At 73.6% G+C, this 26,879-nt stretch carries 29 protein-coding genes; 19 read left to right on the top strand and 10 right to left on the bottom strand.

The features are described 5' to 3' along the window. The first annotated feature begins 155 nt into the window (after window positions 1-155). Window positions 156-743, top strand: a complete 588-nt coding sequence (locus tag ACGF7U_RS08160; protein ID WP_393104279.1) for a peroxiredoxin family protein — start codon at window positions 156-158, stop codon at window positions 741-743. On the opposite strand, the gene ACGF7U_RS08155 is transcribed toward ACGF7U_RS08160, so the two are convergent. Then, window positions 696-1,148: a S26 family signal peptidase gene (locus ACGF7U_RS08155; RefSeq protein ID WP_393104277.1), complete on the bottom strand. Its 453-nt coding sequence runs from the start codon at window positions 1,146-1,148 to the stop codon at window positions 696-698. The genes ACGF7U_RS08160 and ACGF7U_RS08155 overlap by 48 nt on opposite strands. Before the next feature lie 154 nt (window positions 1,149-1,302). Between ACGF7U_RS08155 and ACGF7U_RS08150 the strand changes: the two genes are divergently transcribed. Together ACGF7U_RS08150 and ACGF7U_RS08145 are read left to right on the top strand one after the other, a co-directional pair. Beyond that, on the top strand, window positions 1,303-1,896 hold the full coding sequence (locus tag ACGF7U_RS08150; RefSeq protein WP_393104275.1) for a MauE/DoxX family redox-associated membrane protein: 594 nt from the start codon (window positions 1,303-1,305) through the stop codon (window positions 1,894-1,896). A gap of 367 nt (window positions 1,897-2,263) precedes the next feature. Continuing rightward, window positions 2,264-2,500, top strand: coding sequence for a hypothetical protein (locus ACGF7U_RS08145; RefSeq protein WP_393104273.1), 237 nt, complete (start codon window positions 2,264-2,266; stop codon window positions 2,498-2,500). Between the two features lie 132 nt (window positions 2,501-2,632). Here the strand turns inward: ACGF7U_RS08145 and ACGF7U_RS08140 are convergent, their stop codons facing one another. Next, window positions 2,633-3,100 (bottom strand): SRPBCC family protein, encoded by a 468-nt coding sequence (locus ACGF7U_RS08140; RefSeq protein WP_393104271.1) that lies wholly within the window; start codon window positions 3,098-3,100, stop codon window positions 2,633-2,635. A 140-nt stretch (window positions 3,101-3,240) separates the two neighbouring features. Next, window positions 3,241-3,816, bottom strand: coding sequence for a TetR/AcrR family transcriptional regulator (locus ACGF7U_RS08135; protein ID WP_393104269.1), 576 nt, complete (start codon window positions 3,814-3,816; stop codon window positions 3,241-3,243). Window positions 3,817-3,916: 100 nt separating this feature from the next. Here ACGF7U_RS08135 and ACGF7U_RS08130 point away from each other — a divergent pair, with 100 nt between their 5' ends. The 7 genes from ACGF7U_RS08130 to ACGF7U_RS08100 all read left to right on the top strand — a co-directional run bounded on the left by ACGF7U_RS08130 (window position 3,917) and on the right by ACGF7U_RS08100 (window position 12,092). Next, entirely contained in the window at window positions 3,917-4,531 is a 615-nt protein-coding gene (locus tag ACGF7U_RS08130; RefSeq protein WP_393104267.1) for a DUF2867 domain-containing protein, read from the top strand. Further along, the gene (locus ACGF7U_RS08125) at window positions 4,528-4,983 is read left to right on the top strand and encodes a DUF6463 family protein (RefSeq protein ID WP_393104265.1); all 456 of its coding nucleotides are present in this window, start codon (window positions 4,528-4,530) and stop codon (window positions 4,981-4,983) included. The genes ACGF7U_RS08130 and ACGF7U_RS08125 overlap by 4 nt, the downstream gene beginning before the upstream one ends. A 102-nt stretch (window positions 4,984-5,085) precedes the next feature. Continuing rightward, a complete protein-coding gene (pdxY, locus tag ACGF7U_RS08120) occupies window positions 5,086-5,937 on the top strand; it encodes a pyridoxal kinase PdxY (protein WP_393104263.1) in 852 nt (283 codons plus the stop codon). Window positions 5,938-6,023: 86 nt separating this feature from the next. Next, the gene (mtnA, locus tag ACGF7U_RS08115; RefSeq protein ID WP_393104261.1) at window positions 6,024-7,037 is read left to right on the top strand and encodes an S-methyl-5-thioribose-1-phosphate isomerase; all 1,014 of its coding nucleotides are present in this window, start codon (window positions 6,024-6,026) and stop codon (window positions 7,035-7,037) included. A gap of 32 nt (window positions 7,038-7,069) precedes the next feature. Next, window positions 7,070-9,031, top strand: a complete 1,962-nt coding sequence (locus ACGF7U_RS08110; RefSeq protein ID WP_393104259.1) for a bifunctional aldolase/short-chain dehydrogenase — start codon at window positions 7,070-7,072, stop codon at window positions 9,029-9,031. Window positions 9,032-9,300: 269 nt separating this feature from the next. After that, entirely contained in the window at window positions 9,301-11,019 is a 1,719-nt protein-coding gene (gene argS / locus ACGF7U_RS08105; protein ID WP_393104257.1) for an arginine--tRNA ligase, read from the top strand. A 650-nt stretch (window positions 11,020-11,669) separates the two neighbouring features. Next, window positions 11,670-12,092, top strand: a complete 423-nt coding sequence (locus tag ACGF7U_RS08100) for a hypothetical protein (protein ID WP_393104255.1) — start codon at window positions 11,670-11,672, stop codon at window positions 12,090-12,092. A gap of 56 nt (window positions 12,093-12,148) precedes the next feature. Here ACGF7U_RS08100 and ACGF7U_RS08095 read toward each other — a convergent pair whose 3' ends face one another. Beyond that, window positions 12,149-12,559: a MerR family transcriptional regulator gene (locus ACGF7U_RS08095; protein ID WP_393104253.1), complete on the bottom strand. Its 411-nt coding sequence runs from the start codon at window positions 12,557-12,559 to the stop codon at window positions 12,149-12,151. Between the two features lie 90 nt (window positions 12,560-12,649). Here ACGF7U_RS08095 and ACGF7U_RS08090 point away from each other — a divergent pair, with 90 nt between their 5' ends. Further along, window positions 12,650-13,108, top strand: a complete 459-nt coding sequence (locus ACGF7U_RS08090; RefSeq protein WP_393104251.1) for a hypothetical protein — start codon at window positions 12,650-12,652, stop codon at window positions 13,106-13,108. Here ACGF7U_RS08090 and ACGF7U_RS08085 read toward each other — a convergent pair. Together ACGF7U_RS08085 and ACGF7U_RS08080 are read right to left on the bottom strand one after the other, a co-directional pair. Next, window positions 13,083-13,649 (bottom strand): GNAT family N-acetyltransferase, encoded by a 567-nt coding sequence (locus tag ACGF7U_RS08085; RefSeq protein ID WP_393104249.1) that lies wholly within the window; start codon window positions 13,647-13,649, stop codon window positions 13,083-13,085. The two genes, ACGF7U_RS08090 and ACGF7U_RS08085, sit on opposite strands and share 26 nt — an antisense overlap. Window positions 13,650-13,777: 128 nt before the next feature. After that, entirely contained in the window at window positions 13,778-15,394 is a 1,617-nt protein-coding gene (locus ACGF7U_RS08080; RefSeq protein ID WP_393104247.1) for an ADP-ribosyltransferase domain-containing protein, read from the bottom strand. 158 nt (window positions 15,395-15,552) lie between these two features. On the opposite strand from ACGF7U_RS08080, the gene ACGF7U_RS08075 reads away from it, so the two are divergent. Next, complete coding sequence (locus tag ACGF7U_RS08075; protein WP_393104245.1) at window positions 15,553-16,236, top strand: macro domain-containing protein; 684 nt, start codon at window positions 15,553-15,555, stop codon at window positions 16,234-16,236. Window positions 16,237-16,298: 62 nt separating this feature from the next. Here the strand turns inward: ACGF7U_RS08075 and ACGF7U_RS08070 are convergent, their stop codons facing one another. After that, on the bottom strand, window positions 16,299-16,460 hold the full coding sequence (locus ACGF7U_RS08070; protein WP_393104243.1) for a hypothetical protein: 162 nt from the start codon (window positions 16,458-16,460) through the stop codon (window positions 16,299-16,301). A 95-nt stretch (window positions 16,461-16,555) separates the two neighbouring features. Here ACGF7U_RS08070 and ACGF7U_RS08065 point away from each other — a divergent pair, with 95 nt between their 5' ends. The 4 genes from ACGF7U_RS08065 to ACGF7U_RS08050 all read left to right on the top strand — a co-directional run bounded on the left by ACGF7U_RS08065 (window position 16,556) and on the right by ACGF7U_RS08050 (window position 19,830). After that, the gene (locus ACGF7U_RS08065) at window positions 16,556-17,230 is read left to right on the top strand and encodes a M23 family metallopeptidase (protein ID WP_393104241.1); all 675 of its coding nucleotides are present in this window, start codon (window positions 16,556-16,558) and stop codon (window positions 17,228-17,230) included. A 128-nt stretch (window positions 17,231-17,358) separates the two neighbouring features. Beyond that, complete coding sequence (locus ACGF7U_RS08060) at window positions 17,359-17,832, top strand: molybdenum cofactor biosysynthesis protein (RefSeq protein ID WP_393104239.1); 474 nt, start codon at window positions 17,359-17,361, stop codon at window positions 17,830-17,832. Between the two features lie 143 nt (window positions 17,833-17,975). Further along, entirely contained in the window at window positions 17,976-18,608 is a 633-nt protein-coding gene (locus ACGF7U_RS08055; protein WP_393104237.1) for a hypothetical protein, read from the top strand. A gap of 280 nt (window positions 18,609-18,888) precedes the next feature. Continuing rightward, window positions 18,889-19,830: an ion transporter gene (locus ACGF7U_RS08050; protein ID WP_393104235.1), complete on the top strand. Its 942-nt coding sequence runs from the start codon at window positions 18,889-18,891 to the stop codon at window positions 19,828-19,830. A 59-nt stretch (window positions 19,831-19,889) separates the two neighbouring features. Here ACGF7U_RS08050 and ACGF7U_RS08045 read toward each other — a convergent pair whose 3' ends face one another. The 3 genes from ACGF7U_RS08045 to ACGF7U_RS08035 all read right to left on the bottom strand — a co-directional run bounded on the left by ACGF7U_RS08045 (window position 19,890) and on the right by ACGF7U_RS08035 (window position 23,126). Further along, window positions 19,890-21,074: an endonuclease gene (locus ACGF7U_RS08045; protein ID WP_393104233.1), complete on the bottom strand. Its 1,185-nt coding sequence runs from the start codon at window positions 21,072-21,074 to the stop codon at window positions 19,890-19,892. A gap of 106 nt (window positions 21,075-21,180) precedes the next feature. After that, window positions 21,181-21,849: a response regulator gene (locus tag ACGF7U_RS08040; protein WP_393104231.1), complete on the bottom strand. Its 669-nt coding sequence runs from the start codon at window positions 21,847-21,849 to the stop codon at window positions 21,181-21,183. Further along, window positions 21,837-23,126 (bottom strand): sensor histidine kinase, encoded by a 1,290-nt coding sequence (locus ACGF7U_RS08035; RefSeq protein ID WP_393104229.1) that lies wholly within the window; start codon window positions 23,124-23,126, stop codon window positions 21,837-21,839. Before ACGF7U_RS08035 ends, ACGF7U_RS08040 begins: the two co-directional genes overlap by 13 nt. A gap of 171 nt (window positions 23,127-23,297) precedes the next feature. Here ACGF7U_RS08035 and ACGF7U_RS08030 point away from each other — a divergent pair, with 171 nt between their 5' ends. The 3 genes from ACGF7U_RS08030 (at window position 23,298) to ACGF7U_RS08020 (ending at window position 26,829) form a co-directional block, all read left to right on the top strand. After that, entirely contained in the window at window positions 23,298-24,380 is a 1,083-nt protein-coding gene (locus ACGF7U_RS08030; protein ID WP_393104227.1) for an NYN domain-containing protein, read from the top strand. 137 nt (window positions 24,381-24,517) lie between these two features. Next, complete coding sequence (locus ACGF7U_RS08025) at window positions 24,518-25,870, top strand: extracellular solute-binding protein (RefSeq protein ID WP_393104225.1); 1,353 nt, start codon at window positions 24,518-24,520, stop codon at window positions 25,868-25,870. A gap of 8 nt (window positions 25,871-25,878) precedes the next feature. Then, on the top strand, window positions 25,879-26,829 hold the full coding sequence (locus ACGF7U_RS08020; protein WP_393104223.1) for a carbohydrate ABC transporter permease: 951 nt from the start codon (window positions 25,879-25,881) through the stop codon (window positions 26,827-26,829). Window positions 26,830-26,879 lie beyond the last annotated feature (50 nt).

The raw sequence follows: 26,879 nt of genomic DNA, 5'->3' as shown, positions 1-26,879 counted from the left end.
GCCGGCCGGGGGGGTGTTGTGCCGGGCGCGGGGGGGGGGGGGGGGGGGGGGGGGGGGGGGGGGGCGGGGGGGGGGGGGGGGCGGGGCCCGCCCCCCCCCCCCCCCCCCCCCCCCCCCCCCCCGCGCTGGTGCCCCAACCCGTCAGGAGCGAACCCATGCCCACAGTCGTCGCCGTTCTCGTCGTCCTCACCACCCTCACGCTGCTGAACCTGCTACTGACCTTCGGCGTCATCCGGAAGCTGCGCGAACACACGCAGGAGCTGGCGCGGGCCCGCCCACCGGTGACCCTCTCGGTCGGCGCGCAGGTGCCGGACTTCACCGCCGCCACCGCCGGCGGGGACGTGGTCTCCACCGCCTCGCTGCGCGCGTCGGGCGGGCTGGTCGCGTTCCTCGCGCCCGACTGTTCGGGATGCCAGGAGCAGTTGCCCTCGACGCGATCGGCGCTGGCCGAAGCGCTCGACACCCCGATGGCCGTGCTCGTCGTCATCACCCGGCTGCACCCGGCGCCGGACCGTGACGACCGCGAGCGCGCCGAACTGGTTGCCGCGTTGGGCGTGGCGGACAGCCGGGCGGTCATCGTCCACGAGCCGCTCGACGGGGCGCTCCAGTCGGCCTTCCAGGTCGCCGCGTTCCCCGCGTTCTACCTGGTCGACACCGACGGCCGGGTGGCCGCCGCCAGCAACAACGCCAGCCAGCTACCCGACCTGTCCCCGGGGCGCGACGTCGTGTCCGCCGGGCGATGACCGCAGGGCGGCCCGCAGCCGTCGGACGACCACGCCCCGCACCAGCTCCGGCGGGAGCGCGCCGAACGCCCGCGAGTCGAGGCTGTGCCGCGGCGCGTCGCCGAGGACGTAGACCTGTCCTGCCGGCAGCGCCGCCACCCGCTTGACCATCAACTGGGAGGCGGCGTCGACGTCGCCCGCTCTGATCCGGACGCCGGGCGGCGGCAGGCAGACGACGACCGCACCGACGCGCAGCCGCCGCCGGAATCCCCGCCGCAGCACGAGGAGCTGGTCGCCCTCCCGGTACGTCGGGGTCATGCTGTCACCGTTGACCCCGACCACCTGGAGCAGGGCGCGGGCAACCAACACGGCGATCCCGAGCGTCACGAACGCGCCGACGGTGATCAGCAGAGCGGCTTGAGACACCGCACCACGGTAGCGGAGCGAAGGGGCAGGGGCCGGCCGGCACGGGCCGTGGGACAGACGCGCGCCGGCACGGCAGACGTCCCGCCGGCGGAGCGCGAAACGTCCAACCAGGCTCACCTCGCGCAGGGTGAGCAGCAACAGGAGGCGGGAGAGCATGTCGTACGTGTTGGCGTTCAGCCGGTGCCTGCTCGCGCTGGTCTTCCTGGCGTCGGCCGCCAGCAAGCTGCGCGGGCGGCCCGCGTTCCGGGCGTTCGCCGACTCGCTGCGGGCCATGAACCTGCTGCCGGCGCGGGTGGTCGTCCCGGTGGCGGGCGCGGTGGTGGTGGCCGAGGCGGCGGTGCCCGTGCTGCTCTTGGCGCCGCTGCCCGGCGCCGCGGTGACCACGGTCGGATTCGCGCTGGCGACGGCCCTGTTGGCGGCGTTCACGGTGGCGATCGCGGCGGTCCTCCGCCGTGGTACGGCGGTGTCCTGCCGGTGCTTCGGCGAAGCCGCGGCGGCCCCGTTCGGCCGGCACCATCTCGCGCGCAACGTCGCGCTGATCGTGGTCGCCGGGACCGGCGCGTACGCCTCGCTCGGGGATTCCGGGCTGACGGTCGCGACCGGGGTGCTGTCCGTGCCGCTGGCCGTGGTGGGCGCGCTCGTCGTCGTCCGCCTCGACGACGTCGTCGCCCTGTTCTCGCCCGGCACCCCGCCCGGAGCCGCGGCCGGCCGGGGTGCCACCCCGCGGGGCGGCCGGCCGGGCGCCTGACCACACCGTCTCCTGGACGGACACCCAACGGGGCGGCCGGGCGACGCGGGCCACCGGGCCGGCCGAACCGCCGCGGCCCGTGGCGAGCGACCCTCCCGACTGAGGTGACCGCTGCCCAGGTCGTCGCGGCGGTGCGCGAGCTCGACGATCCGCGCGGCTACGAGGTGTTCGTGCCCCGCGCGATCACCAGCGCCGAGGTCCGACGGATCCGTGACGTCCCCCAGGGGGTCGGTTGGCGCTACCTGCCGGCGGCGCACGGCCGGCGGCCCTGCCCGTGTCCGGCCTGTCTGCCCCGCGGTGGGTACAGGGCGGCCAGCTTGCGCCGCCGGTTCCCCACGACGAGCCACCCGGGCCGAAGAGCGAGCTGATGACGCGGCTGCGGGCGGCGGGGAGCGCCGATGAGATCGTCGACGTGCTCGGCGAGCTGGGCCGAGGCCGGCGCGGCGGCGCCGAAGAGCTGGCATACCTGGCCGACCATCCCGATCCGGACGTACGCGACACGCTGGAAAGCGCTCTGCGGGCGTACCGCGGTCGGGCAGCCCGGCGGCTACGCGAGCGGTTACAGCGAGGCGATTCACCAGCGCTGGATCCGGACAGCCGCTGACCGGTTCCCGTGGCGGTCGAGCCGTCTGCCGCGCCGATCGCCCAGGTCGCCCCACGGGCCGCGCGCGTCACGCGCGATGACGGGCGAGAGTGCCCCCCGCCCCTCGACGGCGTGGCCGGCCCGGCGCACGAGTCAGTCAGCCGCTTCGACGTACGACGCCAGATTGGCCAGCGAGGAGGCGATCCCGGCCTCGTGGACCGCCTGGTCGATGCCGGGGGGCACGTCCGTGGCGGTGACGGTCACCTCGGTCCCCTCGGCGGTGGCGGCGAGGTGCCAGGTCATGGTCATGGTGCCCGCGTACGACGGGTCGTCGGCCTCGAACGCGGCCCGCTGCACCACGCGCTCCGGTGGCACCAGGGCGGCGAACCCGACGTCGACGACATCCGTCGCAGCTGACGTCTTGCCGGGACTGCCGGCGGGGTCGAGGTAGGTGAGGACCATCCGGAACCCGCCACCGGGCCGGGGATCCCACCGCTCGATCCGCCCGCGCATGCCGTCGGGCGGCAGCCAGGCCTCCAGCGACTCGCGGTCGAGGAGGGCGGCGTAGACGGTCGCCGGTGACGCTGCGATCACCCGGCTGGCGCGGTCGGTCCGTCCCACGGCCCGAGTCTAGGACCGAGGTTCGCTCCGGGGTCACCCGACAGCGTGCGGCGGCGTCCGGCCAGCGACCACCGATGGCGGCCCGAGGCGCCGCGCGGGCAGGCGCCGGCGTCGTTCCGCCGGCGGCGGGGCGGCGACCCTCAGTGGATGCCCGCCACCAGTGCGCGCAGCGCGGCCAACGACTGCCCGATGTCGACCCGGTCGGGCGCCACCAGCCACTGCTGGTGGATGCCGATCCCCGCCCCGACGATCGCGACCGCCAGCGCCTCGGTGGGCGGGCCGGCGGACGGCGCGAACCGATCCAGCCAGCGCTTGCAGTGGCCGCGCAGGGTGCCGTGGATCGCCACGTAGCGGTCGTGGATGGGTGAGTCCGGCTCCAGCGCCTCCACCAGCAGCGTGACGAACAGTTTCGTGGTGGGCTGCGCGAACAGCGCCTCGAGCCCCTTCGTCACGCGGTCCAGCCCGAGGTCGGCGCCCTGGTCGGGCGGGCCGTCGAGGCTCGCGTTGAGCAGGTCCACCGACCGTTCGAGCACCGCCAGCAGCAGACCCTCCTTGCTGCCGAAGTGCCACGGGATGGATCCCCGGCTGATCCCGGATCGCTCGGCCACGTCGGCGAATGTCGTCTGCCGGTAGCCCTTGACCGCGAACAGCTCCGCCGCCGCGGTGAGGATCAGCTCGCGGCTCTCTGTGCTGGTCTGCTCCCGTCGGGTTGTCACGCCACCCCCTCTATGCTGGCCATCATAACCTATGCTGAGCAGCATAGTAGATCAACTTGCGGCGACAGCACCGCGAGGAGAGCCCGGGGAGGGCACACCCGTGAGACTTCCGAGCACCGCGCACACCAGCCTTCCGTGGCGCATCCACGAACTCAGCTCCGACTTCGAGGTCGAGGACGTGTGGGCGTTCCGTACCCCCGGCGCCGGGCCCGACGACTTTCCGGCGATGCTGGCGGCGATGCGCACGGCCGGCGGGCTCGCGAGGCAGCCCCGGCCGGTGCGGTTCCTGTTCGCCGTTCGGTGGAAGCTCGGCGCGCTGCTCGGCTGGGACGACCCGGAGGCGGGTGTGGACGCGCGGGTCGCCTCGCTCCGCAGCCGCCTGCCCGCCGACCTCCGCGAGGCGCGGGGCGAGGACGACGACGACATGCCCCTGAAGGCGATCTACGAGCTCGGCACGGAGTCCGCTCGTGAGCTGGCGAACAGGACCGTGCACACCGTGATGCACCTGGGCTGGGTGCCGGGACCCAACGGTGACCACGAACTGCGGATGGCCGTCCTCGTCAAACCCAACGGATGGTTCGGGCGGCTCTACATGGCCGCCATCGCGCCCTTCCGACACGTCATCGTCTATCCCGCCCTGACCCGGCAGTGGGAACGAGCCTGGCGCGACCGCGACGAACTCGCGGCGCAGCACGGTGGACGGGGCAGCCGATGAACGCCGGTGGGCGACTGCTGCGCTGGGCGAGCGGCATCATGCTCGTGCTGGGCACAGGTCACCTGTTGTTGTCGACCTTCTTCGCCCGGGAGGACATCGCCGGCTGGGTGGACCGGGGGGTGTGGGCAGCCGTCCCGCTCGCGCTGGCGGACGGGGGCGCCGACCAGACGGTGGAGTCCGTCCGGAACGGGGCCACCTTCTGGGCCGGTCCGGGAAGCTTCGCCGTACCGCTGATTCTCCTGGGCTGCCTGACATGGCACCTCGCCGGGCGCGGGGTGGCCGTCCCCGCCGGGATCGGCTGGGGCCTCGCGGCCTGGTGTCTCGTCGGCGGCGTCCTGCTCGTGCCGTCCCCGTACTTCGCGGGCGTCGCCGCCGGCGCGCTCATCGTCCTGGCGACGCGGAGGGAAGAGCGGTCGCGGGCAGGCCGCGACCGGGAGAACAGCCCCGCGTGATCCGCGCCCGCCCGCGCGGCGGAGGAAGGGCCCGGAGTGGGTCACCCGACAGGAACGGCGGGCGGTACGCGCCGCACCGGCGGCAAGCGCCATGATGAGTCCGTGAAGATCCTGTCCATCCAGTCCTCGGTCGCCTACGGCTACGTCGGCAACTCGGCGGCGGCATTCCCTCTCCAGCGGCTCGGGCACGAGGTCTGGCCGGTCGTGACGGTCCACTTCTCCAACCACACGGGGTACGGCGCGTGGCGCGGGCCGCTGCTGGCGCCGGCCGACGTGGCCGAGGTCATCGCGGGCATCGCGGACCGTGGGGTCCTCGGCAGCGCGGACGCGGTGCTGTCGGGCTACCAGGGTGACCCGGCGATGGGCGCGGTCATCCTCGACGCGGTGGACAGGGTCAAGGCGGCCAACCCGAACGCGGTGTACTGCTGCGACCCGGTGATGGGCGACGCCGGCCGCGGGATGTTCGTCCGGCCGGGCATCCCCGAGTACATGCGGGACGTCGTCGTCCCACGCGCGGACATCATCACCCCGAACCACTTCGAGCTGGACTTCCTCGCGGGCCGCCCGACGAACTCGCTGACGGAGGTGCTGGAGGCGGTCGACGTGGTGCGCGAGACCGGGCCGCGGCACGTCCTGGTCACCAGCGTGCTCCACGGCGAGGTGCCGACGGGGTCGCTGGAGGTGGTGGCCGTCTCGGACGAGGGCGCCTGGGCGGTGACCACGCCGCTGCTGCCGATCAACCCGAACGGCGGCGGCGACATCACCGCGGCGCTGTACCTCGCGCATCTGTGGACGACGGGCTCGCCCGCGACGGCACTGGAACGCACCATCGCCTCCGTCTTCGCCGTGCTCGAGGCGACCCTCGCGGCGGGCACCCGGGAGATCCAGCTGATCGCGGCCCAGAACGCGATCGCCGAGCCGCCGGCCAGGTTCGCCGCCCGGCGGCTGCGCTGACGCGGGTGCGCCCACCGAGCGGTCGGGAGGTAGCGGGGGAGCGGGTCGCCACCGTAGGTTATGGGACCCGGACAGTGGGAGTGTGGATGCGGACCATCGACTGGCGCGACGGTCGGATCGTCGCGATCGACCAGACTCGGCTGCCGCACGAGGTCGAGTTCCTCAAGATCGGGACCGTCGAGGAGTTGATCGCGGCGATCCGGTCGCTGGCGATCCGGGGCGCGCCCGCGATCGGCGTCGCCGGGGCGCTCGGGGTGGCCCTCGCCGCCCGGCTGCATCCGGACGACCCGGCGGAGCTGCGCCGGGCCGTCGACGCGATCCGGGCCGCCCGTCCCACCGCCGTGAACCTCGCCTGGGGCGTCGACCGGGTACGCGCGCGGCTCGACGCCGAGGGCGCGGAGGCGGCCCTCGCCGAGGCGCTGGCGGTGCTGGCGGAGGACGTCCGCTGCTGCCGTGCGCTCAGCGAGCGGGGCGCGCGCTGGCTGGTGGAGACGGTGGGGCTGCAGGTGGCGGTGCAGACCCACTGCAACGCCGGGGCCCTGGCCACCGTCGAGTGGGGCACGGCGCTGGGCGTGGTCCGTTCCCTGCAGGAGCAGGGGGCGCTGACCCACGTGTACGCCTCCGAGACCCGCCCACTGCTGCAGGGCGCCCGGCTGACCGCGTGGGAGCTGGCCCAGATCGGCGCGCCGCACACCCTCGTGGTCGACTCGGCCGCCGCGTCGGTGTTGGCGCAGGGCCTGGTCGACGCGGTCGTGGTCGGCGCGGACCGGATCACCGCCAACGGTGACGTGATCAACAAGGTGGGCACCTACCCGCTGGCCCTGGCGGCGGCCCGCGCCGGGGTGCCGATGGTGGTCGCCGCGCCGGAGTCGACCGTCGACCTGGCCACCCCGACCGGCCGGGACGTCCACATCGAGGTACGCGCCCCCGAGGAGATCACCGTCCTGGGTGCGGCGGCCGTGGCCCCGACGGGCACCGGGACGCTGAACTATGCCTTCGACGTGACCCCGGCGGATCTGGTCACCGCCATCGTCACCGAGCGTCGGGTTATCCTGCCGGCCGCGGGCGGCCGCCCCGACGACCCCACCGGCCGGGCCTGACCACCCGACCCTCCCGCAAGGAGCCACCCCCGATGCTCAACCGCTGGTCCGCCGCCGACGCCCCGGACCACTCCGACCCGATCGCGCGACTCGTGTACGCGTCCCGGCTGCTCGGCGCCGACACCGGCCTGGTGCTGCACGGCGGAGGGAACACGTCGGTCAAGACGACCGCCACCGACCTCACCGGGGAGCCGGTGGCGGTGCTCCACGTCAAGGGCAGCGGCTCCGACCTGGCGACCATGGACGCGTCCGGCTTCACCGCGTTGCGGCTGGACCGGCTGCGCACGCTGCTGCGGCTGGAGCGGCTCGGCGACAGCGACATGATGAACGAGCTGCGGTGCGCCCGCCTCGACGCGACCGCCCCGGACCCGAGCGTCGAGACCCTGCTGCACGCGTTGCTGCCGCACCCGGCCGTGCTGCACAGCCACGCCGACGCGCTGCTCGCCCTGACCAACCAGCCGGAGGGCGCCCGGCTGGTCGAGGAGGTCTACGGCGACAGCGTCGTCGTGGTCCCGTACGTCATGCCCGGTTTCGACCTGGCCCGGCTCTGCGCGGAGCTGTATCCGGCGCGCGCCCACGCCGGGACGGTCGGCATGGTCCTGCTCAACCACGGACTGTTCACCTTCGGCGCGGACGCCGAGGAGGCGTACCGGCGGCACATCGAGCTCGTCACCCTCGCGGAGGACCGGATGGCCCTGCCCCGGCCCCGGGTCGCGCCCACCGCGCCCCGGCCGGTGGACCGGCTGCGGCTGGCCGGGCTGCGCCGCGAGGTCTCCACCGCGGCGGGCGCCCCGATGCTGCTCAGCCGGTACGAGGATCCGGCCGTGCGGGCGTTCCTCGACCGGCCCGACCTGGCGGCGGTCGCCACCCGTGGCCCGGTCACCCCGGACCACGTGCTGCGCACCAAGCGGATCCCGCTGGTCGGCACGGACGTGGCCGGCTACGCCGACGCCTACCGCCGGTACGTCGACCAGAACCGCTCCCGGGCCCGGAGCGCGACGCTGACCGTGCTCGACCCCGCGCCCCGGGTGATGCTCGATCCGGAGCTGGGCCTGCTCACCGCCGGCCGCTCGGCGGCCGAGGCCACGATGGCCCGGGACATCTACCGGCACACCGTCGACGTGATCGAGGCGGCCGAGGCGGTCGGCGGCTACCGGGCGTTGTCGGAGCAGGAGATCTTCGACCTCGAATACTGGGAGCTGGAGCAGGCGAAGCTGCGGCGGGGCGGCCCGGCGCCGGAGTTCGCCGGCGAGGTGGCGGTGGTGACCGGGGCGGCCTCGGGCATCGGCCGGGCCTGCGCCGAGGCGCTCCTGGCGCGGGGGGCCTGCGTGGTGGCCCTGGACCGGGACCCGGCGGTCGCCGGGTCGGACGGGCCGGCCCGGCTCGGCCTGACCGTGGACGTCACCGACTCCGCGGCCGTCGACGCCGCCCTGGACGCGGCGGTGGACCGCTTCGGCGGGGTGGACATCGTCGTCGCGGCCGCCGGGATCTTCCCGCCGAGCCGGGAGATCGCCGGGCTGGACGAGGCCGACTGGCGGCGCACGATGGCGGTGAACGCGGAGTCGGTGGCGTACCTGTTCGCCCGGACCCACCCGCTGCTGGCGCTCGCGCCCCGGGGCGGCCGGGTGGTCGTGGTCGCCTCGCGCAACGCCCTGGCCCCCGGGCCGGGGGCGGTCGCCTACTCGGCGTCGAAGGCGGCGGTGACCCAGGTGGCCCGGGTGGCGGCGCTGGAGTGGGCGGCCGACGGCATCCGGGTGAACGTGCTGCATCCCGACGCGGTCTTCGACACCGGGCTGTGGAGCGCGGAGCTGCTGGCGGCCCGGGCCCGGCGCTACGGGCTGACCGTGGCGGAGTACAAGCGGCGGAACCTGCTCCGGACGGAGATCACCAGCGCCCGGGTCGGCGACCTGGCCGCCACGCTCTGCGGGGAGACCTTCGCGGCCACCACGGGCGCGCAGCTCACCGTGGACGGGGGGAACGAGCGGGTGATCTGAGCACCCCGGTCCGGCTCGGCGTGTTCCCGCCCGGGCCGGACCGCTATGCTGCCCCCATGACCAGCGCGACCGCTCAGTGCACCGGAACGTCGTACGACGTCCAGGTCGGTGCGGAGCGACGCCGGCGATCCGTCGCCCGCCCGCGCTGACCTGTTCCCTGCGACCGGCGGATCGAGCCGCCGGTCGATGACGGTCGCCCTCGATCCGCCCGCATCTCCCTTTCCAGTGGCCCGCGCGACGACGCGGGTCCGAGCGAGATTGGCGTACCCATGGATCTTGAAAAGCTGCTCTCCGACCGGCTGGCGCCGGCGTTCGCGACCGTGGCCGGCGGCCCGGTCGACCCGGTGGTGCGGCGTTCGCCGCGCGCGGACTTCCAGTCCGACGCGGCGCTGGCGCTCGCCCGGCGGCTCGGCCGCCCGCCGCGCGACATCGCCGCCGAGGTGCTGGAGCGCGCGGCGCTGGACGACGTCTGCGCGTCGGCGGAGGTCTCCGGGCCCGGCTTCCTCAACCTGGTCGTGGCCGACCGGGCGTTGGCCGCGCTGGTCTCCGGGCTGGCCGGCGACGACCGGCTCGGCGTGCCGCTGACGGCGGCGCCGCAGACCGTGGTGGTCGACTACTCGGCGCCGAACGTGGCCAAGGAGATGCACGTCGGGCACCTGCGCTCCACCGTCATCGGCGACGCCGCGGTACGGCTGCTCGACTGGCTCGGGCACCGGGTGGTTCGGGCCAACCACCTGGGCGACTGGGGCACCCCGTTCGGAATGCTGATCGAGCACCTGACCGACCTCGGCGAGGCGGAGGCGGCGCACGAGCTGTCGATGGGCGACCTGGACGCCTTCTACAAGGCGGCCCGGGCGAAGTTCGACGCCGACGAGGCGTTCCGGGAGCGGTCGCGGCTGCGGGTGGTCGCGTTGCAGGGCGGCGACGAGCGGACGCGGCGGTTGTGGCGGCTGCTGGTGGAGCAGTCCGAGCGGCACTTCCTGACCGCGTACGACCTGCTCGACGTGACGCTGACCGAGGACGACTTCCGCGGCGAGAGCGCGTACAACGACCTGCTCGGCGGCGTCGTCGAAGACCTGGACCGGCTCGGGCTGCTGGTGCGCAGCGGCGGAGCCGACTGCGTGTTCCCGCCGGGGTTCACCGGCCGGGACGGCGAGCCGCTGCCGCTGATCGTGCGCAAGAGCGACGGTGGCTACGGCTACCCCGCCACCGACCTGGCCGCGCTGCGGCAGCGCACCGGCGAGCTGGGCGCGACCCGGCTGCTGTACGTCGTCGGGCAGCCGCAGCGGCAGCACTTCGCGATGGTCTTCGCCGTCGCCGGGGCGGCCGGTTGGCTGCGCCCGCCCGCCCGGGCCGAACATCTCGGGTTCGGCTCGATCCTCGGCGCCGACGGACGGATGCTGCGCAGCCGGACCGGCGAGTCGGTGAAGCTGGTCGGACTGCTCGAGGAGGCGGTCAGCCGCGCCACCGACCTGGCCCGGAGCAAGAACCCCGCGCTGGACGACGAGGCGACCGCCGAGATCGGCCGGGCCGTCGGCATCGGCGCGATCAAGTACGCCGACCTGTCCACCGACCGGACGAAGGACTACGTCCTCGACTGGGAGCGGATGCTGTCCCTGGACGGCGACACCGCCCCCTACCTCCAGTACGCGTACTCGCGCATCCGGTCGGTGTTCCGGCGGGCCGGGACGGACGCGCGGCCGGATGCGCCGGTCGTGCTCGCCGAGCGCGCGGAGCGGGTGCTGGCGATGGAGTTGCTCGGTTTCGCCGGGGTGGTGGGCAGGGTGGAGCGGAGCCTGGAGTTCCACCACCTCGCCGGCCACCTGCACCGGCTGGCGACCGCGTTCAGCGCGTTCTACGAACGCTGTCCCGTGCTGCGTGCCCCCGACGAGCTGCGGGAGAGCCGGCTGCTGCTGGCCGACCTGACCGCCCGGACCCTGCGGCAGGGGCTGCACCTGCTCGGCATCCGGACCGTGGAGCGGATGTGACGCGTCAGCTGTTGACGCGATAGCCGCGGAGATTGGCCCGTTCACGGCGGCCATGAGCGGCGATCGATGCGCACACTTCAGGTCGCAGGTGATGGACGCCTCGGCGACGCCCGCCGGTCGACCGTCGCACTGCTGTCCTACGTCTCCGGGGGATCGATGCGCCGACGAAGCTTGCTCGCGGCTGCCTGCGCGGCGGTGGCGGTGCTCGCGTCGCTGACAGCACCGTTCGGACGGTCCGCGGCCACCGCCGCGGGACCGGGTTGCGTGGCGGAGGTGCCACAGGCGGCGGCCGCCGGAGCATGGCCGCCGAGTGCGACCGCCGCGTCGAGGTGACGTCCCGGCGGACCGAGACCACCCAGGTGTACGTCAACCCGGACGGGACGGCACCGTCGAGCAGTACGCCTTCCCCCAGCGCGCCCGGCGGGCGGGTGGTGGCTGGACGGCGTTGGACGCGGCGCTGTCGGTCGCCGCCGACGGCACCGTCCGGCCGGCGGCGTCCGCCGTCGACGTGACGTTCTCCGGCGGTGGCTCGACGGAGTTCGTCCGGGTCCGCCGCGACGGCGGCGGGGTGGCGCTGTCCTGGCCGCGCTCCCTGCGGCCCCCGCACCCCCGGCTTCGACCTGGCCTTCTGCGCGGACCGGCTCGGCGCGGTGCGGACCGGCACCCTGTTCGCCATACCGCCGCAGGGGGAGGCGGAGAACGGCGCGATGGAGGTGAACCTCGACGCGGCGATCCCGGTGGCGACGGCGGCCGGGAGCGGCACGCCCTACTTCGCCGCCAAGCGCGTCACGCTGGCCCGGGGAGAGGTCTGGGTGGGCGCCGTGCTGTCGCGGGCCACCCGCTGCGAGTGCGCCTGGCGCCTGCGCCTGAAGCTGCGGTACCGGGGGAACCAGCACGAGGTGGTCGTCCCGCCGGCCGACCGCGCGCCGTTCCGGATGACCGGCTTCGCCGGCGAGCCCGGCGACTACGCGGTGCAGTACGTCTGGAACCCTGACGGCATCGCCCGCCTCGACTGTGCCGTCGACCGGAAGGCCTGTGCCGCCACGGACCTTCCCCCCGCCGGGCGGCGATAGGGCCGGATCGCTTTTGTCGCCCCGGCCCGGCGCGGACGGCGCTTCCGGCCGGACGATCAGGTGCGCCGCGTACCGGCGGACGACCCGACGTGAGGCGCGGTGTCCTCGGCGTGGCTCGGCGCCCGCAACGGGCATCCCGTGTCGACGCGGGCAGCGAGTTCGGCCCGCAGGGCGGCGAGTTCGGCCATCCGGGCGTCGACGACACCGATCTTCTCCCGGAAGAGCGCCGACAGGGCCGCCGCCTCGTCGGGCGCGTCGCGCAGTTGCTCGCGGTTCCGCGATATCTCCGCCAGTGAGAAGCCGAGCGCCTGCGCGGTGCGGACGTAGTGCAGCCACGCCACCGTCTCGGGTGGGAAGTCGCGGTACCCGTTGGGCAGCCGGCGACCCGCGACGAGGCCGACCTTCTCGTAGAACCGGATGGTGTCCGTGCTCGTACCCGCTCGCGCGGCCAGTTCCCCGATACGCATGACGCTCCGCCGGCTCGTGGACTTGACCTTGGAGCGTACTCCAAGGTTTACCGTCGGGCGTCCCGCAGCCAGACCAACAGGAGCCTCGCCGTGACCGGTAAACTCGCCCCCTCCCGCCCCGCCTACCTTCGCCTCGTCCGCGCGAGCGCCTGGTACGACCTCGTGGTCACGGCGGGCTTCGCGACGCCGTGGACGTACGCGCTGCTGCACGGCGCGCTGTCGCGGCTGGGCAGCGCGCTCGGGCTGGGCGTCCTGCCCGCCCTCGATCCGATCCAGACCCTGTACGCGAACCTGATGGGGTCGGTCGTCGTCGTCTGGGCCGTCCTGCGCGTCGTTCGGGTGCAGCCTTCGTACGGGCTGTTCGACGGCGTCGCCCGCACCCTGTTCGCGGCGTGGCAGGCGTACGCGCTGGCCCACGGTGCCTTCCGGCTGCTGTGGCTGTTCCTCGCCGTCGAGGTGACGTTCGGCCTCGTCCAGCTCCTGCCGTGGTGGGGGAGTTGGCGCACCGCCGCGTCCGGTCAGCTCAGCAGCCCCGCCGCTCGCCGCTGACCGGAGGGGACGATGAGCGAAGCTCGATCCAGTACCGCCGTACGGCGCCGAGTTCGGTGTCCCGAACGTCCTCGAGGACACCGCCGTGGTGCTCGATCGTTCTCGCCGAGGCGACGTTGCCCACCTCGCAGGTGACCAGCACCCGGGCCAGGCCGAGCGCCCGTGCCTCGCCGAGCATCCGGCCCAGCGCCCAGGTGGCCAGGCCCCGCTGGCGTGCGGACGGCCGGACGCCGTAGCCGATGTGGCCGCCGATCCGCAGCAGGAAGTCGTTGAGCCCGTGTCGCAGCGCGATTCCGCCGAGCACCCGGTCGCCGTCGACGATCCATCGGTAGGTGCAGTGCACCCGGTCGCCGCCCAGCGGCCTGGCCGGGTCCGACTCGCCCGCCAACCGGTCCACCCAGTCCGCGAACCCGGCGGGCGTGTCGACCTCGTCGGAGGGCAGCAGCCCGAAGCCGTCCTCGTGGACGCCGGGGCCCCAGTCGTCACGGGCTTCGCGCCAGGCGGCGTGTAGCCGGACGGTGGGCGCGACCAGTTCGGGCATGCGGTGACGATAGCGCTCCACGCGCGTCGGGCCGCCCACCGCCCGAACCGCTGCCCGGGCGGTGGGAGGCCGGCGGGCGCCGGACGATCCACCGCTCGGCAGGACCGGGTACTGACCGTCGCGGGGGCTCAGGCGACCAGGCGCTGCTCGGCCAGTTCGGTGAGCGTGACGGTGCACAGGCCGCCGCGTTCGGCCTTCACGCCGGTCACCCTGAGTTGTGTGCCGGGGGCGAGGATGAACTCCTCCTCGCCGGTGAACGCGGAGAATCTGCGGATGCCCACGGCCCGCGCCGGTAGCACCTCGAAGAGGGTCCGCTTGCCGCGGCGGCCGAGGAACGCCTGGGCGACGCTGAGCTTCGACGTGCACGAGGAGACGCCCCACCACGTCACGGTCCGGCCCAGCGGGTACTGCGCCCGAAGGTCCAGCGACACCCCGCGCCACAGCGGCTCGGTGCGGGACGGGAGCCGCGACACCGCGGCGAACAGCAGTCGCAGGTACGGCAGGTACGGGACTATCCGGCTGCGGTCCGGGTCGCGCAGGGTGGCGTTGATCTGCCGGTAGAACGTCGACTCGCAGGTGTACAGGTAGAGGGCCGCGGCCTCGTCGGCGGGGAGGCTGTCGGCCGCGCCGTCCGCCTGCTTCTCGCCGAACTGGTGCGACTGCTCCACGTGCCAGTCGAGGCCCGACAGCAGCCCGGCCACCGGGGCGACGGCCGTACGGAAATCCATGAGCGGGGTGTCGAACACGCCCGTGATCGCGGGAAGGACGAGCCCTTCGTCCTTGACGCTGGCGAGCCGTTCCAGATAGAGCTTGTGCAGTTCCATCGTGGAGGCGATGAACTCTCCCATGCGGTCGGCCGTCCCCGCGTCCGTGCCGGCGGCGTGCGCCGTCGACCTGCTCCACCCCTTGCTGGGCAGCCAGTCGATCTCGTCGGCGCCCAGCGTCCGCAGGGCCGCGTTCACGTCGGCGAAGTGGTTGCCGTCGCAGAAGATGTCGCCCTGGGCGGCGGGGTTCGGATGGTCGATGTGGCGGACCTCCACGCCGGGGTACTTCTTCTCCAGCCGCTGCACGACCTGCTTGAGGCTGCGGGCGTGCGCTCCCCACCACGCGAACACCACGCCCCGGTCCTCTTCGTCGGCGTGCTGCTTGGCCTTCAGGATCTCCTCGACCAGCGTCTCGACGACCGGTCGCCAGAACGCGGTGTGCCGGTCGGTGGCCATCGCCCCGTCACTGCTGGCGGTCAGCGCCGCGTTCAGGAGCAGCACGCCCTGGGTGAGCATCGCCTGGAACCACTCCGGCGGTTGTACCGTGTCGTGCTCCCGCAGCAGGGCACGGATGTCGGCGATCGGGGTCTTCTTGGGGATGCCGTACTTCCACATCGCCGCCGCCTTGATGATGCAGCGGATGCTCACCACCCGGCCGAACTGGCTGTCCTTCCAGTCGTGGAAGGTGTTGTCGAACATGGCGATGCCGGTGGCGCTCTCGGGCCGTGGGTACGGGTTCTGGCCGAAGACGACGACCTTCCACCTGTGCGGGGGGTTGGGCTTGAGCGCCTGGAAGGTCAGTTCCCGGACGGGTACGACCTGCGTGCTGCGGCCGGGGCCGATGAACGTGGCCGCGTCGGGTTGCGCCTCGATGGCCGGCTTCAACAGCGGCAGCCACGGCGCGCCGCCGCCGGTGAAGAGGTCGGCGAGGGCGAGCGGGTCGCTCGGGTCGGGCGGAGTGGGGGCGGTGGTGTCGCTCATCGCGGGCTCCCGGAGTGGCGGACCGTGCCGGTCCGACGGCACGGTTGATCAAGGTGGGGGCATTGTGCCGTCGAGGGGTGACAGGCACGACAACGGTGTCGGTGGGTGGCGATAGCTTGATCCACGTCGGAGCGACCCTTCCCCATCCGGAGTGAGCCATGACCGTCACCGTCGACCGCGAGAAGCCGCTGCTCAAGGTAGTGCTGACAGATGTCAACGCGAAGGTGGTGCAGGCGTGGCGGGCGGCCTTCGCCGACACCCCCGAGGTCGAGATCCACAAGGGCTCGATCCTGACCCGCGAGGTCGACGCCTGGGTCAGCCCGACCAACTCCCGGGGGCGGATGGACGGCGGTGTCGACGCGGCCATCAAGCGGCACCTCGGAGCCGGGATCCAGTTGCGCGTCCAGCGGGCGATCCGCGACCAGTTCGGGGGGACACTGCCGGTGGGCAGCGCGGTCTGCGTGCCGTCCGGCGCGACCAACCCGAAGTTCCTGATCTCGACGCCGACGATGGAGCAGTCGGTGCAGAACGTGAGCGAGACGCTGAACGTGGCGCTGGCGTGCGCCGCCGCGTTCCAGGCCATCCACGTGCAGAACGAGAGGGCGCCGGGCAGCATCGCGTCGGTGGCGCTGGTCGGCATGGGCGCGGCGACGGGCCGGGTGCCGGCTCGGGTCTGCGCCAACCTGATGTGGACCGGCTACACGCTCTTCAACGACTACTACTTCCGCGACTACGACGACCTGCGGAAGACCGTCTGCGAGCAGCTCGGCGACATCGACAGCCGCCCCGAGGAGGAGCGCGTCCGGGTGACGGCCCCCACGCGGCCGGGCTCCCGCCGCTGATCGGCGGTCGGCCGCCGGCCGGCCCGAGGCGGTGGTCAGGCGGCGCCTGGAGCGGCTGAGGGTCACGGCGGGAACGCGCGGTGCGCGCCCACCTGCTCCAGCAGACCGGCGACGCGGCCGGTGCGGCGACGCTCCACCGTCAGGCGGCAGCCCTGACGGTGAACCAGGTCGAGCGGCGGTACCTGCTGGGGCGGGCCGAACGTCTCGGTGACGACACCAGCCACCGGGCGGCGTGGCCCCGCCCGGGCCGCCGTCCCGGGTGGGACGCGGGTCGCCGGGCGCGGGTCGTCCGCCAGCGGACGCCTTGCGGGCGTCTGCCATGCTCTGGACGGTGACGACCGGCCAGCCGACCACCCCCCGCAGCCACCGCCGCGCCCCCCGCCGCACCCGTAGGGCCGTCCTGATCGGCGCGGTCGCGGCCGTGCTCGCCGCCGTCGTCTACGTCGCCGCCGTGGTCGTCGTGCCGCTGCTGCGCCCGGCGGGCCCGCGCCCCCTCTTCCAGCTTCCCGTCGCCTGCGGCGAGACCTGGCAGCTCGGCACCTATCCCGGTCACGACGACTACGACGTCGACCTGTTCCCCACCGAGGGCGAGGCATGGGGGCGGCCGGTGCTCGCGTCCTACGCCGGCACCGTCACGGTGGCGGGGATCAACGGGTCGCTGGGCGGCCGCACGCCGGAGAACCCCAACGGCCCGCGCGGTCGCGGCGGCGGCTACTGGGTGAAGATCGACCACGGCGGCAAGTGGGAGACGCAGTACCTCCACCTGCTCGAACCGCCGCTGGTCCGGGTCGGTCAGCGGGTCGCCCAGGGCGAGCAGATCGGGCGGCTCGGCAGCACCGGCAACTCCGGCGCGCCGCACCTGCACTACGAGCAGCGCCGGGGTTGGGAGAAGGTCGAGAGCTACTTCGACGGCGCCCCGTCGGGCATCACCCACGACGACACCGAATACACGGTCAGGCGTACGAGCAACAACTGCGCGAGCGGGCAGCGGTAGCCGTCCGGGCGGCCAGCGTGACCCGCCGCAGCAGCTCGCGGCTCACCGAGAGGCCACCGGCGGCACGGTGCTGAGCGACCCGGCCCAACCGGCCGAACCGGCCGTGGCCGCTTCGTAGACTCGGGGTCATGCCGCGGATCGTCCAGTTGCTGGCCTCGCCGGTGCACCGCTACGTCGGCCGGCCCGCGGACGGCCCGGCGCCGGCGCCGCCCGGCGAACTGGTCGAGGAGGTCCGGGTCCGGGCGGGTCTGGGCATCGTCGGCGACCGGTACTTCGGGAAGCCGGCGCACCGGGAGGCGAGCGTCACCGTGATCGCGCGGGAGTCGTTGCCGCCCGGCGTCGACCTGGCGCAGGTCAGGCGGAACGTCCTCACCGCCGGCATCGCCGTCGACGAACTGGTCGGGACGGTGCTGACCCTGGACTCGGGGGAGGGCCGGGTCAGCCTGCGGGTCAACCGCCCGGCGCATCCCTGCGCCTGGATGGACGCCACCGTCGGCCCCGGCGCGTGGAAGGCGCTGCGCGGCAGGGGCGGCGTCCGCTGCACACCGCTGGACGACGGCATCCTGCGCGTCGGCCCGGTCGACGTCGCGGTCGGGCGGTAGCCGGGCCGCCCACCGCCCGTGACAAGTTCCGGGGCGAGGAGGAACGCATCGACTGGACGCCGGAGCTGCTCGGCGAGGTGCTGCTGCGCCGGGCGTCCGGCGGCGGTACGCGTGGGTGCGAGGCTGCCTCTACGATTCACCGTATGGCTTTGCTGCACCGGGCGAAACTGCACCCGACCAAACTCGACCTCCTGGCGGCGTGGCTGCCCGGCCGCCCATGGTTCCGGGGGACGCCCGGCGCGGACGCCGTCCGCGTGGCGGCCTACCGGTTCGACGACCCGGCCGGCGAGGTCGGCATCGAGACGATGCTCGTCACGGTCGGCGACGGGCCGGTCCACCAGGTCCCGCTGACGTACCGGGGCGCGCCCCTCGACGGCGGCGACGAGTGGCTGGTCGGCACCGCCGAGCACTCGGTGCTCGGCCGGCGCTGGGTGTACGACGCGTGCGGCGACCCCGTCTACGCCGCGGCGCTGGCGAGCGCCGTGCTCGCCGGCACCGGCCAGGCGGAGGAGTTCATCGAGATCGACGGCCGGCTGGAACGCCGCGAGCCGAGCATGACCGTCACCACCAGCGGCTCCGCCCACTCCGAGCCCCCCGTCGTGGGCGCGGTGCGTCGGGTGGTGCAGGACGACCCGACGCTCATCGTCACGGACGCCGCCGAACTGGTCGTCGTCCGTCGCCTCGACGGCGGGAGCCGGCCGGCAGGCGCCACGCTGACCGGCGCCTGGGACGGTCAGCCGACTCCGCTGCCGCTGGCGTACGCCCGGCCGGTCTGAGACCGCGCCCAGCCCGCGCCGCCGGTCGCCCGGTCGCGGAACGCGTCGGGCGCCGCCGTCACCGAGACCGCGGCGCACCCGGAGCTGCTGGCCGCGCCCGGGCGCCTGGCCCGGGCCGACATCGACGGGTGGCGCTGCTACGCGTACGTCTGAAGTCGGCGGGACACCGCCGCCGGCCGGCGCTCTAGGCTGTGCCCATGCCTATCCCGCGCCTGCCTGACGACCGCTTCGCCACCGCACGGGGCGGCGCGCCGGTGCGGGGGCGGTGAGCCCGCCGTCCGTGCCCACGCAGCGGAGCGGCGCGGCGGCGGCTGCTGACCGGGGCCGGCCGGGGTTGGCGGAGCGGTGCGCCCGGATCGCCCGGTCGCGGCCGTTCGAGGTGGCCATCGTCGTGATCATCATGGCCAACGGGGTGGTGCTCGGCGTCGAGACGTACCCGGATCTCGGTGCCGCGGGCCGCGCCCTGCGCTGGTTCGAGTGGTTGTTCCGGCTGGTCTTCGTCGCCGAGATCGCCATCCGGGTGCTGGCGTACGGGCGCCGGCCACAGGACTTCTTCCGGCACGGCTGGAACGTCTTCGACTTCCTGGTGACGGCGGCGATCTTCGTCCCCGGCCTGCACGGCGACTCGGCGCTGCTGCGTTTCGTACGGGTCGCCAGGGTGCTGCGGCTGGTGCGCTTCTCGCCGGGGTTGCGCACGATCGTAGCGGCGTTGTGGCGCAGTCTCCCCGGCGTCGCCGGTTTCCTCGCGTTGGCCGCGGTGACCCTCTACGTCTACGGCATGGCGGGCTGGCTGATCTTCGGGGAGCGGTACCCGGAGCAGTACGGCGACATCGGCCGTTCCCTGCTGACCCTGTTCGTGCTGTTGTCGCTGGAGACGCTGCCGGACCTCATCGCGCAGGGCATGGCGGTGTCACCGTGGACCCTGCTCTACTACGTCAGCTACGTGATGATCACGGTGAACCTGCTGCTGAACATCCTGATCGCCGTCATCGTCAACTCGATGGAGGAGGCCCGCCGGCTGGAGATGACCGAGCGGCTGGCGCCGGACTACGACGAGGACGGTGACGGCGTGCCGGACGAGGTGGACCGGATCGCGCTCACCCAGCGGCTGGACGACCTGCGGGCGGTCATCGCCGAGCTGGAACGCGAGCTGCGCATCGACCGCGAGGACGGGCACGGCCCGCCGCGCCACCACCACGGCGAGCGCACGGCCGGCCGTTAGGCGCGGCGCGCGGCCGGCCCCGGAGCGCGGGGGCCGGCCGCGGCGTCGGTGCGGGCGGGTCAGCCCCAGATGGCCGTCGCCCACTCCGGGTGGTCGACGAACGGGTTGCGGTTGCCCTGCCAGCGTTCGTAGATCCGCTGGTTGCGGCGCTTCTCGAAGGCGTCCGGCGGGTCGAGCTGGTTCCACTGCAGCAGCACCGACATCCGGCCGTGGTACGGCGCGGTGCCGTTGTTGACCAACTGGTTCATCTCCAGGTCGGGCCAGCCGTCGGTGCCCTCGTACCGGATCGCCATGTACATGATCATGCGGGCCACGTCGCCCTTGACCGCGTTGCGCGGCTCCCACGAGTCGGCGTCGGTGTAGCAGCCCGGCGCCTCCCCGACGGGGCTGCCGCCGTTGTCGAAGTCCTTGTTGCCGCGCGTCGCGTTCACCGACACGTCGGTCGGCCGCAGGTGGTGCACGTCGGTCCCCGGGCCGGTGGCGGTGCCGAAGTCGCCGTGCGACTTGGCCCAGACGTGCTCGCGGTTCCAGTCGTCGGGGTCGCCGCCGTTGCTGGTCTTGCTCTGCGACCGGCCGGTGTAGAGCAGGATGACGTTGTTGGCGTTCGCCGGATCCTGGTCGGTGTCCCGCAGCGCCTCCCACACCTGGTCGTAGGAGAGCTTCGTGTGCACCTTGATGATCGAGTGCAGCGAACTGCGCAGCGCCGGGCCGGTCTTGCCGATCGCGCTGGCGTAGTAGGTGGCGTCGTACTCGCCGCCGGGCGCGGTGCCGGTCGGGCCCGGCGTCGGCGACTGGCTCGGCGACGGCGCGCTGCCGCCGAGGCTCATCGCCGTCGGGTTCTTCAGGCCGCCGTGGCTGAAGTAGGCGGTCAGGGTGCCGGTGGCGGTGATCCGCTGCCCGCGCAGACCCGGGTTGGTGAGCAGCCCGAAGGTGCTCCGGTACGCGGCGGTGACCTGGACGTAGAGCATCCTGCCCGTGCTGGTCTCGGCCGCCGCGTCGGCGATCGCGATCGCGGTGTCCGACGTGAAGCCCGACCTGAGCACCGTCGTGCTGCTGGTCGGCTGGCCGATCACGTAGCCGGTCACGGTCGCCGTCCGGCCGTCCTGCGCGGCGAGCGCCTGGGCCACGGTCAGCGTGGTGGCGGCCGACGCCACCGCCGTCGTCACCAGCACGGGTGCCATCAGCGCGACGGCCAGCGCGAACGCCAGCGCGAGCCTGCTGGGCCCCGAGCGGGTACTGCTCATCGTATTCATGGACAGCGATGCTAATGGGGTGCGGGTGAACGCCGGGACAGCGGGAGCGCAACATTTCGGTGTGCCCCCGCCGTCCTTGCCGCGCCTGCCGTGTCGGTCAGTGCCGCGCCGGGCCGGCGCGCAGGTAGGTGAGGGCCGCCAGCACCCGGCGGTTGGTGTCGTCGCTGGGCAGCAGGCCGAGCTTGGTCAGGATGTTGCCGACGTGCTTGCCGATCGCCGCCTCGGTGACGTGCAGCTTCGCGGCGATCGACGCGTTGGAGCGGCCCTCGGCGAGCAGCATCAGGACCTCCCGCTCGCGGGCGGAGAGGGCCGCGAGCGGGTCGCGTGGGCGGTGCAGCAGCCGTCGTACGACGTCGGGGTCCACGACCGTGCCGCCGGCGGCGACGGTGCGCAGGTGCCCCACGAACTCGGCGACCTCGGCGACGCGGTCCTTGAGCAGGTAGCCGACGGCCCGGCCGTCGCCGCTGTCGAGGAGCGCGGAGGCGTACTCGGCCTGCACGTGCTGGCTGAGCACCATGACCGCGAGCCGGGGACGTTCGGCGCGCAGGGCGACGGCCGCGCGCAGACCGTCGTCGCGCAGGCCCGGCGGCATCCGGATGTCGGTCACCACCAGATCCGGCTCGTGCGCCCGGACCGCGTCCCGCAGCGCCGGCGCCGAGCCGACGGTGGCGACCACCTCGAAGCCGAACCGGGTCAGCAGGGCGACCAGGCCCTCGCGCAGCAGGACCTCGTCTTCGGCGAGCACGACCCGCGTCACGGGCGGCACGGCAGCTCCACGCGTACGAGGGTAGGGCCGCCGGGCGGACTGGCGAGCAGCAGCCGCCCGTCGGCCGCGGCGACCCGGTCGGCGAGGCCGGTCAGGCCGGTGCCGCGCGCCGGGTCGGCACCGCCGTGCCCGTCGTCGGAGACCTCCACCACGAGATCACCGTCGGCCCGGGTGAGCCGGACCTCGGCCCGGGTCGCGCCGGCGTGCCGGAGGACGTTGTTCAGCGACTCGGACACCACGTAGTAGGCGGTGCTCTCGGTGAGTTCGGGCAGCGGCTGCCCGATCTCCGCGTGGACCGTCACCGGGATGGTGGCCTCGTCGGCCAGCTCCCGGACCGCGCCGGCCAGGCCGAGGTCGGTGAGGCTCTGCGGGCGGATGCCGTGCACGATCTGCCGGAGCACGGCCATCAGACCCTTGGCCTGGTCGTGCGCGACGGCGAGCGGCCGGGCGGCGGGGGAGTCCTCCGGCACGTCCAGCCGGGCCAGGCCCAACTGGAGGGTGAGGCTGGTCAGCCGGGGCTGCGCGCCGTCGTGCATGTCCCGCTCGATGCGGCGGCGTTCGGCCTCGTACGCGTCGACCAGCCGGGCCCGCGAGCGGGTGACCTCCCGCAGCGCCGCGCCCTCGGCCGGCCCGCCCAGCAACCAGCGGGCGACCGCCGCCTGGACCGCCGCGAGGGCGCCCAACGCGTACCAGAGCACGGGGACGAGCAGGACCCCGACGACCGCGTACGGTGCGGCCTCGCCGGGCGTGTCTACGGTGGTCCAGACCACGATGACCTCGTCGGCGTCGCCGGCCAGCCAGGGGCTGGCCACCAGCGTGAGGTCGAGCAGTGCGAGCAGCGCGAACACCCAGTACAGCAGCGGCACCAGGCTGCCCAGCCAGAACGCGTGGGCGACCTCCCGCCACGCGGCGGCGGTGGTGTAGCGCGCGGCCAGCCCCCGCCAGCGGTGCGCGGGCAGCGGGCGCGGGTCCACGATGCCGAGGCGCTGCCGCTCGACCGCGGTCACCGCGATGCTCACGACCGGGGCGGCCGCCAGCACCATCAGCGCGCCGACGGTCAGGAACAGCACGAGGGGCAGCTCGACCTGGCGGCCCTGCCGCACGGCGTTGACCGCCGCCAACAGGGGTGCCCCGACGACGAGCAACCCGACGGAGAGCACGCCGGCGACCGGCACGGTGGTGACCACGTACGCGAGCGCGCGCCACGGCCACGGGGAGAGCAGGTAGCCGGGCCGGCGCAGGGCCTCTGCCAGGTGCGGAGGGGAGGCTGTCGTCATGCCGCAGACGCTAATCGGGGCGCGGGAGCCGACCCAGCCGTCTGGGCGTACTCCCGGGGTGTGCCCAGCACTACCGGCGCGCCCCGCACGGGCCGTCCGCTCCGGCGAAATCACCGCCCATGCCCGCCGGTCGCCCGGTGCCGGCGCGGTGTCCGGCGTAGGGTGGCGTGCGTGGATCAAGAGGACCGAATCGCCCTGTTCCTCGACTACGAGAACCTCGCGCTGGGGGCGCGCGACCACCTCGGCGGCGCGGCCTTCGACCTCCGCCCCATCGCCGACGCCCTCGCCGAGCGCGGCCGGGTGGTGGTGCGCCGGGCGTACGCCGACTGGTCGTACTTCGACGAGGATCGCCGGATGCTCACCCGGTCCCACGTCGAACTCATCGAGATACCCCAGCGCATGGGGGCCTCGCGCAAGAACGCCGCCGACATCAAGATGGCCGTGGACGCGGTGGAGCTGGCCTTCGAGCGCGGGTACATCTCCACCTTCGTGATCTGCACGGGCGACAGCGACTTCACCCCGCTGGTGCACAAGCTCCGCGAGCTGAACAAGCGCGTCATCGGCGTCGGGGTGGAGAAGTCGACCTCGGCGCTGCTGCCGCCCGCGTGCGACGAGTTCCTCTACTACGACCGCCTGGAGGGCGTCGACGTCGCCCCGCCGCGGGCCCGCCGCGGTCGCCCGGCCCGGCCGTCCGGCCCGGAGTTGCCGCCGGCGGAACCGGAGCAGGAGCCGGAGGCGCAGCCGGCGGTCGAGGAGGCCGCCCGCGACGTGGACACGCTCGCGGTGCTGGTGGCGCAGACCGTCGCCGGCCTCCAGGGCAGCTCCAGCGGCGAGGTGACCGCCTCGACGCTGAAGCGGACCCTGCTCAGGAAGGACCCGACGTTCAGCGAGTCCGACTACGGCTTCCGCACCTTCGGCGAACTCCTGCGGCACCTCGCCCAGCACAACGTCGTCGAGCTGGGGGAGGGCCCCGCCAAGGGCGACCCCGAGGTCGGCCTGCCCGAGCACGGCGACCGGGAGGTGGCGTTCGGGCTGCTCGGCTCGGTGGTGTCGGACCTGGCCGGCGACGAGGGGGCGGTGGCGCTGTCCGGTCTCAAGAACCAGCTGCGCCGGGCGCGCCCCGACTTCAGCGAGAAGAAGCTCGGCTACCGCAGCTTCCTCCAGTTCTGCAAGGCGGCCGCCACCAGCGGCGTCGTCGACCTGCGGTGGAGTCCGGAGGCCGACGACTACCTGCTCACCCCCCACGCCGCCTGACCACCCGGGGGCCGCCGGGGCCGCCCCGCCGAGCGTGCACGGACGCGAACTCCTCCGTGGACGTTTGAAGATCGCGCGCAGCGGAGAAGGTGCGCTCGCGCGGGCAGAGCCGCCCGCCGGCTCTCGGGAGGAAGCTCATGACACGGATGGTGCGCGCGGCTGCGCTCGTCGGGGTGGTCGCCCTGGCGGTCAGCGGTTGCGGAGGCGTCGGCGGTGGCGACGGCGACGAAGGCGGTGGCACGGCCACCAGGGGCACCCTGAGCACGATGGGCTTCGGCCTGTCCGACGAGATCGCCGCCACGCGCGTCGACGCGTTCAAGCGCGATCACCCGGACGTCGACCTGAAGATCGTCGAGGGGGCCTTCGACGAGCAGCAGTTCCTCTCCGCGGTGGCCTCGGGCAACCCGCCGGACCTGGTCTACATGGACCGGAAGCTGATCGGCACGTACGCCAAGCGTGGCTCCATCCAGCCGCTGACGGACTGCGTCGAGAAGCAGGGCATCGACATGGGGCAGTACCGGCCCGCCGCCAGGGATCAGGTCACCCTCGACGGCACCGTCTACGGCATCCCCGAGTTCTCCAGCGTCCGGGTGGTCTACCTCAACGAGGCGCTGCTCCGGCAGGCCGGCCTGACCGCCGACGACGTCAACCTGGGGGACTGGGCGGCGCTGCCCGCGCTGAACGCCAAGCTCGCCACCGTCTCCGGCGGCCGGCTGTCCCGCATCGGCATCGACCCGAAGATCCCCGAGTTCCTGCCGATGTGGGCCAAGGCCAACGGCGTCGACATGATCTCCGCCGACGGGACGAGGGCGAACCTCGACGACCCGAAGGTCGTGGAGGCGCTCACCACCGGCCTCAAGCTGATCCAGGACCAGGGCGGTTGGGGCAGGTTCAAGTCCTTCCGGGACACCTTCGACTTCTTCGGCGCGCAGAACCCCCTCGCCAGGAACCAGATCGTCGCCTGGCCGATGGAGGAGTGGTTCCTCAACCAGGCCGCCAAGAACACCCCGAAGGCCGAGCTGGTGGTCAAGCCGTTCGTCGACCGGCAGGGCAAGCCGGTCACGCTCTCCTCGGGGCAGTCCTGGGTGGTCCCCAAGGGCGCCAAGAACCCGGACGCGGCCTGCGCCTTCGTCAAGAAGGTGACCGCCACCGACACCTGGGTCGCCGCGGCCAAGGCCCGCGCCGACGCCCGCAAGGCCGCCGGCCAGCCGTTCACCGGCGTCTACACGGGCAACGTGGCCGCCGACAAGCGGATCTTCGACGAGCTGTACCAGCCCACCGGCAACAAGCGTTTCGACGACGCGGTGGCCACCATCCGCTCCGTGCAGGACGCCGCGTTCGCCATGCCCGCCTCGCCCGCCGGCGCCGAGTTCGACAAGGCCTGGACGGACGCCGTCAACCGGGTGCTCTCCGGCCAGGCGCAGCCGGCGCAGGCGCTGGCCCGTGCCCAGCAGGAGGCGACCGCCGCGCTGGACAAGGCGTCGAAGTAGGCCCGGGGATGGCCACCACGACCGTCCCCGCCCCCGCCGGCCGGCGGCGTCGTACGCCGCTGGCCCGGCGGGAGGCGCGCTGGGCGTACGTCTTCCTGGCACCGTGGATCGTCGGGTTCCTGGTGTTCAACGCCGGGCCGATGATCGCCAGCGCCTGGCTCAGCTTCACCGAGTACGACGTGTTCAGCGCGCCCCGGTACACCGGCCTGGACAACTACCGGGAGTTGATGGCCGACCCGATGGTGGCCCGCAGCCTGGGCAACACCGTCTACTACACCGTCCTGCACGTGCCGCTGGTGATGGCCATCTCGCTGGGGCTGGCCCTGCTGCTCAAGCGGGTGGGGCGCTTGCAGGGCTTCTTCCGCACCGTCTTCTACCTGCCGGTGATGACCCCGGCGGTGGCGGTCGGCATCCTGTTCCTGCTCCTGCTCAACACCCAGGACGGTGTGATCAACCGGGGCCTCGCCCTGGTCGGGGTCGAGGGCCCGAGCTGGACCACCGACCCGGACTGGGTGATGCCCGGAATCGTCCTGATGAGCCTGTGGAGCCTCGGCTCCACCGTGATCATCTATCTGGCCGCGCTGCAGAACGTGCCGCGTGACCTGTACGAGGCGGCGAGCATCGACGGCGCCGGCGGCTGGGCCCGGTTCCGGCACGTGACGCTGCCGATGATCTCCGGCGCGCTGTTCTTCACCCTGATCGTCAACACCATCGCGTCCCTGCAGATGTTCACCGAGGTCTACACCATGTACTTCGGCAACCGGCAGACGCAGGGCTCGTTCAACAGCGACGCCGCCTCGTTCTACGTCATCCACCTGTTCCAGGAGGCGTTCCAGTTCCTGCACATGGGCTTCGCCTCCGCGATGGCCTGGCTGCTCTTCCTGATCATCCTGGTCATCACGCTCGTGCAGGTGAAGCTCAGCAACCGGTTCGTGTACTACGAGGGAGACCGACCGTGACGGGGGACAGGGGGCGGCGCGGCGTGGGCCGCGCGGGCCGGGCCGAGGGA

It is taken from the genome of Micromonospora sp. NPDC047670 (assembly GCF_043204915.1).
In the GTDB taxonomy this organism is placed as follows: Bacteria; Actinomycetota; Actinomycetes; order Mycobacteriales; family Micromonosporaceae; genus Micromonospora.
Note: the sequence above shows the minus strand (reverse complement) of the source record. Positions and strands in the feature narration are given on the sequence as shown.